Genomic DNA, 12,299 nt, shown 5'->3' with positions numbered 1-12,299 from the left:
CTCAGACCCGCGTGCTTAAGGGCCGCTAATCACCCGGTCCCGCCCAGCGAGCACGCCCGTCAGGGCCAACATTGCCATGATGGCTGCAGTCACGAGCAGCGGAAGCGTCCAGTCGCCACTGAGATCACGCAGGCCACCGAACATGACCGGTCCAACCGCGCCGAGGCCATAGCCGACGGACTGCGCCATGCCGGATAAGGCTGCGGCCTGCGGATAGTTGATCGTCCGCAGGCTGAAGAGTGACAGAGCGATGACAATCAGGCTTCCGCATCCAATCGCTCCCAGGAGCACCCACAGCAATGTGAGGTCCGGCGCAACCGCCAGCCCGACAAACGTCACGAAAGTGAGTGCACCGCTGGTGAAGGACATCATTCGCTGGTCTGCACCCCGATGAAGGATTCCGCCGGCAGCAAGGCTGGCGAATACGCTGACAAGAAGGAACACGGACAGGTGCAGCCCCGCCGTTGTCGCCGAAACGCCGCGGCTTTGCTCGATGGTCGGCAACCAGGCCATCAGAACGTAGAAGGCGATTGACTGCAGTCCCATGAACACCGTCACCTGCCAACCCAACGCCGAAGACCACGGCGACCGGTAAGTCGCCTCGGGTTTTGAGGTGCGCACGGTGTCAGAGGCGTGTCTGCGCAGCCAGGGCAGGAGGACTGCCATGGCAATCAACGCCAGTCCCACCCAAATTCCGAGCGCCAGCCGCCATCCGGCGGGCGACGTCTGTGCCACCGGAACGACGACGGCGGCCCCGATCGCGGCGAACGCGGCTTGTGTTGCTGTGTAACTGCCGGTGATCTGGCTGACCCTGGTTGGAAAGTCCCGCTTCAGGAGGGAAGGGACAAGGACGTTGAGAAACGCGATGGCGAGGCCGATCAAGGCGGTGCCCACCCAAATCAGGCCCGACACCGGTATGGAACGGAGCACTATGCCTGACGCAAGGATCAGCAGGGACAGCCAAAGCGCCCGATCAAGTCCGAGCCGGGAAGCGAACGCCGGAGCTACGGGTGAAAAGACCGCGAATGCGATAAGCGGCAGACCCGTGAGGAATCCTGCTGCGGCACTCGAAAGTTGAAGGTCGCTGCTGATATTCCCGAGAACCGGCCCAACGCTGACAAAAGATACCCGAAGGTTGACGGCGATGAGCAGAACGCCGATGAAGGCGACCCCGAAACGGGAGGATTGTTCTGTCGCTTTTCGGGTGGCAGTGGGCATCGTGCGGTTTCCGTCCTTCGGTGGCAGGCGGAGCGCCTGCGACGCGCTTCCGGTTCCAGCCTAGCGCCGAACGAGCGGTACCTGCGGCGGATGACCGCGGACCGACGTCAGGACCCGTAACGTTCCTGTTGCTCGAAGTACCCCGGTTCCTGGGGGCTGACAGCACCGGCGCCGGCGAGCTGGGTCACGGCGATGTGACTGGGCTGCCCCGCTTCTTCGATGTATCTGAGTGCCAGGGCAGCTTCGGGAACGTGGACGTGCACGCGCCAGCGATAGCCCTCCTCGACCTCCGTTACTGCGCTCATAATGACGGAATCTCCCACCTCATCGAGGTGAAGCCGAAGGGTTGCAGCGTCCAGCGGGCTGAGGTTGATGGTACACATGACCTCGACGCCCTCGGCCGGCATCCCTTTGTGGATGTGGGGCGCCTGGACGTCATAGCCATGAAGGCCGTCAAGCAGTTCGTCCTGCAACTCTTCACCGAGTGAGGCCGCGCGGAGCGCATCCATGATGAGCAGGAACCCCACACCACCGGCATCAACCACTTTCGCTTCAGTGAGTGCGCCAAGCTGGCTCTCAGTCTGCACGACAGCCTCAAGCGCCGCCTCCACTGCTCCTTGCAGAGTCATGGCGAGGGCGTGGTTACTGTCATCTCCCTCGTTGGCCTGGTCCACGGTGGCAGCTCCGATCGATGCGGCCTCAAGCACCGAAAGCATGGTGCCGGGAACAGGGTCACTGAGCGCCGACCAGCTGCGGATCTGCGCGCGGTTCAGTGCGGTGGCCAACAACGGCCCTGAGAGACGGGATGCCCCGTGCAGCGGCTCTGCTATTGCGGACAGGAAGACGGCAAAGAGCGTCCCGGAATTGCCGCGCGCATCTTCCATGGCGGCCTGTCCGGCAACCTTCAGCAGGTCACCGAGGTCATGGGTGTCATGATCCGCTGCAGCCTGCGCAGCTGCCCGAACAGTCAGGTAAAGGTTGGTGCCGGTGTCCCCGTCAGCTACAGGAAAAATGTTGATGGCATTGAGGCGGTCACTGTGGTTGCCAAGGGAGACTTCGGCCTTGCTCAACCATCGCTTCATCGCAGTCGCGTTTGCGGTGATTTTAGTCTGCAAAGTGATCCCATCCCACGTTGGCTGGAGACTGTGACCCGACGGTCACTTCGGCATGTCCGGCCTCTACCGAGCCTACCGTAGTGAATCCTGCCAGCGGCATAACGTTTGGGTTAACGGTGGCCAGCAGCCCATGGTCCTCGCCCCCGCCCAGAACCCATTCCAGCGGGTCCATTCCCAGCAGACTCGCGGCTCCGCGAAGCGGTTCGCCGAGATACCGCAGGGCTTCGGGATCCAGGTCAATGCGTACGGAGCTGGCGGCTGCGATCCTTCCTGCATCACGCACCAGGCCATCGGAAACATCCATCATTGCGGTTGCACCGGCCGCTGCGGCAGCTGGTCCCGACTCCAGCGGCGGACGCGGACGGCACTGCGCACGAATGAACCCACGTAGTTTCTCTTCCAGCGAACTGTATTCATGTACGGACTCCAGCAGCGCCAATCCTGCCGCGGCGCGCCCGACCGTTCCGGCTAGTATGACGACGTCTCCCGGCTGCGCTCCTGACCGCAGCACCGGAGTGCGCCCGTCCAGTGATCCCGTAACCGCCGCAGTGACCGAAATCTCGGTTCCACGCCCCAGGTCACCCCCGACTACTGCACAGGTGGAAGCCCTCAGCTCATGAATTGCCGCCGTGAGGCCGTCCGCTAGGTCCTCAACCCACTCGACCGTTGTGTTCCCGGGCAGTGTGAGACTGACGACGAGAGAGGTGGCACGACCACCCATCGCGTTGATGTCACTCAGGTTCTGCGCGGCGGCCTTCCACCCGACGTCAAACCCGGTGGTGCTGTATCCATTGGGCCAATGCAGCCGAAAATCCATGTCCTGGACCTGGGTATCGATGGAAATGAGCACCCGTGCGTCCGCAGCGGCAACAATGGCGGCGTCATCCCCCGGGCCGAGAAGCACACTTGAGGGTCTGCCAACAGGGCTGTGAAGACGCGGCAGAATGCGTTCGAGCAGGGCAAATTCGCTCAGCTGGCCGACGGTAAGTGGCATACTTCCACCGTACTTTGCACCCCGCACATTCGGGTGTTGCCTGTGGACAAGGGCAGTCAGCACCCACAGGAATGGGAGCCGCGGGACTAGCCGGCCCTCCGTCGTCGTACCCGTCGGAAGATGAGCCAACCGAGAAAAGCGGCGAGAGCCGCATAAAGAAGAAGGTCAAAGTACTGGGAGTACTGGTCAACAAGGTGGTACTGGGTTCCGAGGAAATAGCCCAGGCCGATGAGCAGCACATTCCACAGCAGACTTCCTGAGACGGTGAAGAGAGTGAACGTGGCCAGCGGCATGTGTTCGGCACCCGCCGGTAGGGAAATCAGGCTCCTGACACCCGGTATCAACCGGCCGAAGAAGACTGCCGAACGACCATGGCGGTGAAACCAGCGCGCCGCCCGCTCGAAGTCGTCGCGGTCCACCAGCGGCAGCCTGGAGAGCCCGCGCACCACCCGTTCCTCGCCCAGCTTCGCACCGAGCAGATACAGGAGCAGAGCGCCGATGAAGCTACCAAGGGTTGCAAGCGCGAGTACAAGCACCGCGTTCATCTCGCCTTGCTGGGACAGGAAGCCCGCAAGCGGCAGGACGACTTCACTCGGGATCGGAGGAAAGACCGTTTCCAGGAGCACGAGTACGCCGACACCAATCTCGCCGAGCGCACTCATGACATCCGTGATGACTCCGGTCAGCCCTGACTGATCCTGGGCTCCGACCGTACTAGCCTGCGCTGGTGCTGTCCACATACTCCCCCAGTGTTCCCTGATCGAGTGCCTCAGCGATGCGGGCTATTGCTTCCTCATCCTTCACGACAATGGACTGGCCGTCCGGCGAAGTTCCGACTCCCAGATTCGGCAGCGTGAAGAAGACGACGTCCTCGGACCGGACCTGCCACATACCGAGCGCGAGGGAACCGGCAGTCAGTGCGCCGAAGTCCGCGTCGACACTCAGGTAGGGGGATATTTCATTCACGACCCGGCTGAGCTTCACGGGGTTGGTGAAGGTCTCGGCACTCAACAGTTCGGACATAATGCCCTTGATGAAGAGCTGCTGGTTCTGTACCCGCTGAAAGTCACCGTCGCTGAACGCCTTGCGTTCACGCACGAACTTCAATGCCGACTCGCCGTCGAGCGTGACCGGGCCCTGTTCGAAGAACTCCCCCTCTGTTCCTTCGGACTCGAAAGCAATGGGATTGTCGACCGTCACTCCTCCCAGGGCGTCCGTGAGGCCTTTGAAACCCTCGAAGTCGACGATCATCACGTGATCAACGGGCGCATCAAACATGTTCTCGACGGTCTGGACAACCAGCGGCACTCCTCCGAGCGAGATCGCAGCGTTGATCTTGTTCTCGCCGTGCCCGGGGATTTCCGTCCAGGTATCGCGCAGGATTGACATGACATAAACGTTCTCCCGGTCCGCAGGGATGTGCACAAGCATCATGGTGTCGGATCGGGAATCGGTAAATCCGTCCTCGGATGCCTCCGGCCTCGCGTCACTGCCCATCAGCAGGATGTTCATGGCGCCTTCTGCGGCCGCTGTACGCTCGGGCCGCGTTGACGAGTCCGGAAACGCTGGTTCGATGGTGTTCGTTTTGGTCTCGAACGCTATGGCGAGGCTGACCAGGTAGCCGGCAAGAAGTGCCGAAAGTGCGAGAACGACGCCGAGCAGCACCAGCACGGCCGTGCGCAGCGGCCGCTTTTTCTTCGTGACGCGTCGCGGAACGGGATCAGTGTAGTCATGCGTGGTCAATACGGACGCTCCCTGCCATAGTTGCTGGGGCCTATGCTACCGAGCGGGTCGGAGAGGTTCCTGAGCAACTCCCTCCCCTTGTCCTTGAGTTTTCCCAATCGCTGTGGGACTGTTCACCCATGGTTAGCGAATCAGTGCAGGTCAATGAACAGGCCCGTGCGCCGCTCGGCGCTTCCTACTGGAAGCTATGGACATCATCCGGTCTCTCAAACCTCGCCGACGGTGTGTTCAAGATTGCGCTGCCACTGCTTGCCATCCAGTTCACGCAGTCGCCCACCCTGATCGCCGGGGTGTCGTTCGTCGCTACCCTGCCATGGCTTCTCTTTGCGCTGACAGCCGGCGCCCTTGCGGACCGCCTGGACCGCCGTCGGCTGATGCTCGTCGCCAATCTCACCCGGGCAACCCTACCGGCCATGCTCCTCGGGGTGATCCTGCTCGATCTCGGCTCGATCTGGGCCCTTTATGTCATCGCACTGCTGGTGGGGGTCGCTGAAACGTTGTATGACACGTCCGCGCAGTCCATCATGCCGCAGCTGGTGCACCGCGATCAGCTTTCACGGGCCAACGGGCGGCTCTACGCCGTTGAACTGACCACCAACCAGTTCATTGGTCCGCCGTTGGGCGGGCTGCTCGTGGCAGCCGGGGTAATCGGCGGGTTCGCAGTTCCAGCCGTCCTGTGGCTCGCAGCCGTGGGTTCGCTGTTCCTGGTGCGAGGAAACTTCCGGATCGAACGGGAACAAAAAACGACGCTGCGGCACGACATCGCCGAGGGCTTACGCTTCCTCTGGCACCAGAAGATCCTGCGCACGCTCGCCGTCATGACCGGCACCTTCAACTTTGCCTCGAGTGCGGCCTTTGCCCTGCTCGTGCTCTTTGCCGTCGGACCGTCGTCAGCGATGCAACTTTCAGAGGTCGGCTTTGGAGTGCTCCTCACAACCTCGGCGATCGGCGCACTTCTCGGCTCTTTCATCTCGGAGTGGGCGGAGCGGAAACTGGGCCGGTCAAAGTCGCTGGCGCTGACGATTTTCGGCGGATCGTTCTTTGTGGGCGCGCCTGCGCTCACGGACAACCCCTACATCCTTGGCTTCGTGTTCTTCGTGGGCGGGGTGCTGGTCATGCTCTGGAATGTCATCACCGTCTCCCTCCGGCAGCGCATCACGCCCAATCGCCTGCTGGGGCGCGTCAACAGCGCCTACCGTCTCCTCGCCTGGGGCACCATGCCGCTGGGCGCAGCGGCCGGCGGTCTTCTTGCGACGTGGCTTGGACTTCAGGCAATGTTCGGAATCATGGGAGTGCTGACGCTGGCCCTGCTGGCTCTGATGCCGATTGTCACCGACAAGGCAATAGACGCAGCCGACGTCGAATCCTGACTTTCGCTGGCCCTGGCCAGTCCTTCGGTGTAACAGTAGGGCATGCCTACCGAAGCGGACGTCCGGAGATTGAGTCTATCTCTGCCGGGCGTCACCGAACGCTCCAGTTGGGGCCAACCCGCGTGGTTCGCCAAGACCCTGATGGCACGCATGTGGGAACCGGGCGTGCTCACGGTAAAGACGAACGAGAGGGAGGCTCTCGCCGGTTCGGAACCGGGAGTTTATTTCTGGACTCCCCACCACAATCGCTCACCGCAACTTGTCCTGATTCGACTTGCCGGAATCGACACACACGAGCTGGGTGAGTTGCTACAGGACTCATTCCTGCTCGCCGGCGGGCGGATGGGTCAGGCTTAGAGTCCCGCTACGCTTGGTCCATGCCTTCGAATCTGCGAGCTTTCGTGCGCGTTGCCGGGCCGGGTGCTCTGCTCGTGGCGGCCTTGAGCGCCTGCTCCCCTATTGTCGACGTCGATGCCGCAGCCGACGCGGTCAATCCGTCCTGCGCGAGCGTCATGATCGCTCTGCCTGATCAGGTGGCCGGCAACGAACTACGGGAGACCAACAGCCAGGCAACTGCAGCATGGGGCGACCCATCGCAGATCGTGCTGCGGTGCGGTGTCCAGGTACCGGGACCCACCACAGACGCCTGCGCCTCAGTGAACGACGTCGACTGGATCATCCAGGAATCCACCGAGACGGACATCTGGACGGCCACCACGTATGGGCGCAATCCCGCCGTCGAGATCCTCTTCGACCCGAACCAGGTCGCTTCCAGCACCGTTTTGGTTGACCTCGGAGGCGCTGTTTCGCAGGTCGAGCAGACAGAGCAGTGCCTGAGCCTGAATGACACGGTCGACCTTCCGACGGAAGGCTAGCGCCGCCGTCGTTGGTCAGATGCTGGTGGTGTACGCGAAACTGGTGGACACGGCTTAGCTGCGTCCTCGAAGGGCGACGCCGGAGAGGCCGCGCCCTAGACTTAGGTTCGATGAAAACCACCGATTCCACTCCACTGTCCGGTACCCAGTACACCCTCCAGCACGGCGCATACACGGCGTCGATCGCCAGCGTCGGAGCAACCCTGCGGTACCTCCGCCATGATGATCGGGACCTCGTGGTTCCCTATGATGCCGAGGAGATCCGTCCCTCCTTCCGCGGCGCGGTGCTGGCGCCCTGGCCCAACCGGGTGGTGGACGGCAAGTACTCATTCAACGGCGCGGCACATCAGCTCGCCCTCACCGAGCCTCAGCGCTCCCACGCCATTCACGGTCTCCTCGGGTGGGTGGACTGGACGCTCGCAGACCAGGCGCCGGCCTCGGTCCGCCTGAGCGCATCCGTTATCCCGCAGAAGGGATACCCGTTCCGGCTTGAGGTCGAAGTGCTCTACTCCCTCGACGACCACGGCCTCACCACTACGATCACCGCCGCGAATCCAGGCCCGTCAGCAGCACCCTATGGGGCGTCGGCGCATCCTTACCTGGTAGCCGGCGAAGGACTGGTGGACGACTGGACGCTGGAGGTGCCGGCGTCATCGGTCCTCCAGGTGACCGAAGACCGGCTGATCCCGATGGAACTGACCGACGTCGCGTCGTCGCACTTTGATTTCCGCGAGCCTCGCCTCATCGGGGACACATTCGTGGACCACGCCTACACGGGCATCAACTACGACGACCGCGCCACCGCCACCGTCTCGGTGCGCGCTTCAGACGGCAAGGGAACGGCCATCACCTTCGACCGTGGCTGCCCCTGGGTACAGATTCACACCGCGGACAAGCCGGATCCAGCGGTCTCGCGGCTCGGCCTCGCCGCTGAGCCGATGACCTGCCCGCCGGACGCGTTCAACTCGGGGACGGACCTGATCGTGCTCGAACCCGGCGCATCCCACTCGGTCGGCTGGCGCATTCACGCACTGTAGGCATTTGCCGGCTAAAGCGCAGAAGTGCAGCGCCCGGTTGAGCTTCGCACGAGGAACTCGGGGCGGAACGAGACAGAGGCCGGAGCATCGTCGTTCACCACTGACTCAATTCCGGCGGCCACAATCGCCGCTTCGTCCCAGCCAAAGGTGGTGAGGGCGGGGCTGATGAGGGGAGCCAACTCGCTGTCGTCGAAGCCCAGAATCGAGACGTCTCGGGGGATGTCCAGATTAAGGGACCTGGCGGCCCGGTACGCGCCGAAGGCGAGCGAATCGCTCAGGCACAGCAACGCCGTCGGACGCGCTTCACGGGCAAGGAGGGCCGTTGCTGCTTCGGCTGCACCGCCGACTGACGACGCCGACGACGCAACGGCAACGCTCATTCCCCTCTCCTGGCCCAGTTGCTGCACCAGGAGCTGCGCCGGACGGCCGGGCGTCGACGGCAACGACGGCGCAAGAAGCCCGATGGACCGATGCCCCAGTTCGGCGAGGTGTCCGAGTGCGGTGCTGATCCCGTACTCATTGTCGAACAGTACGGTGTGTGCAACCGGCCGGTGCAGGAGCGCGTCCCCGATCGATACCAGCTGAATCCGCTCGGGAACCTCAGCCCAGTAGAGCGCGGATGGATCGACCGGTAGCACTATTGCTGCATCCACCCGGCGAAGCGTGAGGGCGCGTAGCGCGTTCCGCTCGCGTTCAGGGGATGTATCAACGTCGGAGATTGCCGAAAACATGCCTTGCTCGTGCAGCGCCTCAGACAGCATCACCGCAAGGCCCTGACGCCAGAGGTCCCCCAGCGATCCGATGATTGACACATTTCCGCTGCGGCCTCCCGCGAGGGCGCGGGCTACCGGATCCGCAGTCCAACCCATGTCCTGGGCGATGCCCTGTACCCGGGCAATGGTTTTCTCAGAGCCACGAATCCCCCGCAGCGCGTAGGACGTGGCTGCTTTGGAAAGACCCGCCGCGAGCGCGATATCACGGAGGGTAGGCCGCCTTGGCTCGTCCATGAACTGGCCCGGCTGCGCCTAGCGCAGGCCCGTCTTTCGTTCGAGCGCCAGCTCGATGAGTTCGTCGATCAGCTCGGTGTAGGTCAGCCCCGACTTTGCCCACATTTGCGGGTACATGCTGATCGGCGTGAAGCCGGGCATCGTGTTGATCTCGTTGATGATGAGCTCGCCGGCAGGAGTGTAGAAGAAGTCAACCCGGGAAAGCCCCTCGGCGCCAAGTGCGTCGAATGCATGGGCAGCCAGCGCCCGAACACGATCCGTGACATTCGGCGGGAGGTCAGCCGGGCAGCTCAGCTCCGCTGCGGCACCGTCAACGTATTTTGCCTCGAAGTCATACCACTCGTGCTCCCCGGGCTGGACTGCAACCTCCCCAGGCAGGCTGGTGCGCGGCTCATCCAGGCCCCGGCCCTGCAGGACCGCGACCTCTATCTCCCGGCCAGTGATCCCGGCCTCGACGATCACCTTCGGGTCGAACTGGCGCGCGGTTTCCACGGCTGCCTCAAGTTCCGCCGGAGAGGCCGCCCGCGAGATGCCCATCGACGAACCCGCGCGGGCCGGCTTGACGAAGACCGGGAATCCGAGCCTCCCGGCACGTTCAAGGCATCCTGAACGGTTGCGTGACCATTCCCGGTCGGTGAGCACCTCGTACGGACCGACGCTAAGTCCCGCGGACGCGAACACGACCTTCATATAATGCTTGTCCATCCCCACGGCGGACGCCAGAACGCCTGCGCCGACGTAACGGATGTCGGCCATCTCGAGCATTCCCTGGAGCGTGCCATCCTCGCCGAAGGGGCCGTGCAGCAGCGGCAGCACGACATCCACTGCGCCAAGGCTGCGTGGCATCCGTTCCATTGCGGTTGCCACGAGTTCCTGTGCTGCACCGCCGTCGGAAGCTGTTGCCAGCACCACGGACTCCGGCGATACCGGAACCTCCGGAAGCACTGTCGAGCGCAGCGACCATTGGGACGGATCCAGGGACACCAATGACCACTGACCGTTCTTCGCAATACCCACCGGAACGACTTCATACTTGCTGCGGTCAATCGCTTCCAGCACGCCTGCGGCAGTCACGCAGCTCACTGCATGTTCACTCGAGCGCCCGCCGAAGAGCACAAGGACGCGGGGCTTCGCAGATGGGGTCACAATCAGCCTTCGGATTTCAGTTCGCGGGCCAGCAGTCGCGGGCCGAGGTCATGTACGGACAGGTTGCCCTGAAGTACCGCAACAACACTATCCGTAATGGGCATATAGACCTTGAGTTGGTGCGCGAGATCAAGCACCGCCTGTGCGGATTTGATGCCCTCGGCCGTCTGGTTCATGTGCGCTGTTACTTCATCAAGGCTGAGCCCCTGGCCCAGCAGCCTGCCAGCCGTGTGGTTACGTGAGAGCGCGGATGAACACGTGGCGATGAGGTCTCCCATACCGGCAAGCCCGGACATTGTCTCCGGTTCCCCACCCAGCGCAACGGCGAGCCGCGTTGTCTCGGTGAGACCACGCGTGATGACCGAGGCCTTGGTGTTATCCCCCATCTGCTTGCCCTCGCAAATGCCGACCGCCAGCGCGATGACGTTCTTCACGATGCCGCCGATTTCCACCCCGACCACATCGGTGTTGGTATACGGCCGGAAATACGTTGCCGTGCAGGCTGCGGCAATCCACGTGGCCACTTCGGCATTCGGGCACGCCACCACAGAGGCGGTCGGCTCACAGCGGGCGATCTCCATGGCCAGATTGGGACCGGAAACAACAGCGATGCGGTCCTCGGGAAGGCCGAGTTCCTCGGCAAGAACCTGGCTCATGCGCGCGTCGGTGCCGACTTCCAGGCCCTTCATCAGCGAAACGACCACTGCATCCGGTGAGATCAACGGCTTCCAGGCTGAAAGCTGCGAGCGAAGGGACTGAGCCGGCACCGCAATGACCACGAGCTCCACGCCGTCAAGGACGGCAGCAACATCAGTCGAGCAGCTGATGTTGTCAGGTAATACCGTGTCGGCAAGGTAGCGGCTGTTCGTGTGGTGGGTGTTGATTTCGTCGGCGATCTCCCCGCGACGCGCCCACAGGCGCACCCGTGTGTCCGAACTCTCACCGGCGTCAGCCAACACCTTCGCGAACGTGGTCCCCCAGCTACCGGAACCCAGAACGGCAACGACGGCGGGAGGCCGACGGGTCACTGAGCCTCACCCGCAGGCGACCCGAAGTTTCGACCCGTCTGCTTCTGGTTCTTTGACGCAGGGTCCCACCGCTGGGCCGGCGGTGTTTCGCCGCGCAGCTCGGCAACGAGCTCGGTTAGCGCATCCATGATGCGGGTAGTCGCCGCATCCAGCGTGGTACGGGTAATGGGGCCGCCGTGGAACTCAGAGAGGTCCACAGGCTTTCCCACGAGGACTCGGGACTTCTTGCGCGGAAACAGGTAGAGGCGCTTCGCGTAGCGCGGAAAAACCTCCTGCGCGCCCCAGTGTGCAATGGGAACAACCGGCGCACCCGTCTGAAGGGCCAGGCGCGCAGCGCCGGTGCGGCCCTTCATGGGCCACATGTCAGGATCCCGCGTCAGCGTCCCTTCGGGGTAGATGATGATTCCTCCGCCGCCGTCGATCGCCTCTCTGGCGACATCGAGCGAGTGGTTGGCTCCCGCCGTCGTCCGTTCCACCGGCACCTGCAGTGTGGCACGCAACGCGGCGCCGAATACAGGAACCTTGAACAGCGATGCTTTCGCGAGGAAGTGCGGCAGCACCTTGTTGTTGTAGAGGAAATGCCCGATCACGATCGGATCGATCTCCGTGACGTGGTTGGGGCACACGATGAAGCCGGTGTCGCGTGGAAGGTTCTCGGCGCCTTTCCATTCCTTGGCCATCATTGCATTCATGAGGGGCCGGAGAATGGCGGCAAGAACCGCGAACGTTGCGCGGGACGAAGCGGGTTCGGTCATGCTGTGTGCGG

Annotated in this window: 13 protein-coding genes; 4 read left to right on the top strand and 9 right to left on the bottom strand. The window is 63.1% G+C overall.

Features of this window, described 5'->3' with window-relative positions:
- Nucleotides 1-15 precede the first annotated feature (15 nt).
- The 5 genes from ASH00_RS10405 to ASH00_RS10385 all read right to left on the bottom strand — a co-directional run bounded on the left by ASH00_RS10405 (nt 16) and on the right by ASH00_RS10385 (nt 5,070).
- Nucleotides 16-1,218: an MFS transporter gene (locus ASH00_RS10405; RefSeq protein WP_056548242.1), complete on the bottom strand. Its 1,203-nt coding sequence runs from the start codon at nt 1,216-1,218 to the stop codon at nt 16-18.
- 107 nt (nt 1,219-1,325) lie between these two features.
- Nucleotides 1,326-2,300 carry a DAK2 domain-containing protein gene (locus tag ASH00_RS10400; RefSeq protein ID WP_056548240.1) on the bottom strand — a complete coding sequence of 325 codons (975 nt, stop codon included), beginning with the start codon at nt 2,298-2,300 and terminating at the stop codon, nt 1,326-1,328.
- Nucleotides 2,301-2,322: 22 nt separating this feature from the next.
- Nucleotides 2,323-3,327, bottom strand: coding sequence for a thiamine-phosphate kinase (locus tag ASH00_RS10395; RefSeq protein WP_056548238.1), 1,005 nt, complete (start codon nt 3,325-3,327; stop codon nt 2,323-2,325).
- Between the two features lie 86 nt (nt 3,328-3,413).
- Complete coding sequence (locus ASH00_RS10390; protein WP_056548237.1) at nt 3,414-4,067, bottom strand: DedA family protein; 654 nt, start codon at nt 4,065-4,067, stop codon at nt 3,414-3,416.
- Nucleotides 4,042-5,070, bottom strand: coding sequence for an LCP family protein (locus ASH00_RS10385; RefSeq protein ID WP_056548235.1), 1,029 nt, complete (start codon nt 5,068-5,070; stop codon nt 4,042-4,044). Before ASH00_RS10385 ends, ASH00_RS10390 begins: the two co-directional genes overlap by 26 nt.
- 119 nt (nt 5,071-5,189) lie before the next feature.
- On the opposite strand from ASH00_RS10385, the gene ASH00_RS10380 reads away from it, so the two are divergent.
- The 4 genes from ASH00_RS10380 (at nt 5,190) to ASH00_RS10365 (ending at nt 8,352) form a co-directional block, all read left to right on the top strand.
- Nucleotides 5,190-6,440 carry an MFS transporter gene (locus ASH00_RS10380; protein WP_056548234.1) on the top strand — a complete coding sequence of 417 codons (1,251 nt, stop codon included), beginning with the start codon at nt 5,190-5,192 and terminating at the stop codon, nt 6,438-6,440.
- Between the two features lie 42 nt (nt 6,441-6,482).
- Complete coding sequence (locus tag ASH00_RS10375; RefSeq protein WP_056548232.1) at nt 6,483-6,797, top strand: MmcQ/YjbR family DNA-binding protein; 315 nt, start codon at nt 6,483-6,485, stop codon at nt 6,795-6,797.
- 20 nt (nt 6,798-6,817) lie between these two features.
- Nucleotides 6,818-7,315, top strand: coding sequence for a DUF3515 domain-containing protein (locus ASH00_RS10370; protein WP_056548230.1), 498 nt, complete (start codon nt 6,818-6,820; stop codon nt 7,313-7,315).
- A gap of 110 nt (nt 7,316-7,425) precedes the next feature.
- Nucleotides 7,426-8,352, top strand: coding sequence for an aldose 1-epimerase family protein (locus ASH00_RS10365; RefSeq protein ID WP_056548228.1), 927 nt, complete (start codon nt 7,426-7,428; stop codon nt 8,350-8,352).
- Between the two features lie 11 nt (nt 8,353-8,363).
- Here ASH00_RS10365 and ASH00_RS10360 read toward each other — a convergent pair whose 3' ends face one another.
- The 4 genes from ASH00_RS10360 to ASH00_RS10345 are packed head-to-tail and all read right to left on the bottom strand — an operon-like array spanning nt 8,364 to nt 12,288.
- Nucleotides 8,364-9,359, bottom strand: a complete 996-nt coding sequence (locus ASH00_RS10360; RefSeq protein ID WP_056548227.1) for a LacI family DNA-binding transcriptional regulator — start codon at nt 9,357-9,359, stop codon at nt 8,364-8,366.
- An 18-nt stretch (nt 9,360-9,377) separates the two neighbouring features.
- Nucleotides 9,378-10,511 (bottom strand): D-alanine--D-alanine ligase family protein, encoded by a 1,134-nt coding sequence (locus tag ASH00_RS10355; protein WP_442854351.1) that lies wholly within the window; start codon nt 10,509-10,511, stop codon nt 9,378-9,380.
- Nucleotides 10,508-11,533 (bottom strand): NAD(P)H-dependent glycerol-3-phosphate dehydrogenase, encoded by a 1,026-nt coding sequence (locus ASH00_RS10350; protein ID WP_056548225.1) that lies wholly within the window; start codon nt 11,531-11,533, stop codon nt 10,508-10,510. The genes ASH00_RS10355 and ASH00_RS10350 overlap by 4 nt, the downstream gene beginning before the upstream one ends.
- Complete coding sequence (locus ASH00_RS10345) at nt 11,530-12,288, bottom strand: lysophospholipid acyltransferase family protein (protein ID WP_056548223.1); 759 nt, start codon at nt 12,286-12,288, stop codon at nt 11,530-11,532. The genes ASH00_RS10350 and ASH00_RS10345 overlap by 4 nt, the downstream gene beginning before the upstream one ends.
- Nucleotides 12,289-12,299: the final 11 nt, after the last annotated feature.

It is taken from the genome of Arthrobacter sp. Soil782 (assembly GCF_001428435.1).
Classification (GTDB): Bacteria; Actinomycetota; Actinomycetes; order Actinomycetales; family Micrococcaceae; genus Arthrobacter_D; species Arthrobacter_D parietis.
The sequence above is the reverse complement of the archived record's forward strand: the minus strand, read 5'-3'. Positions and strand labels throughout refer to the sequence as shown.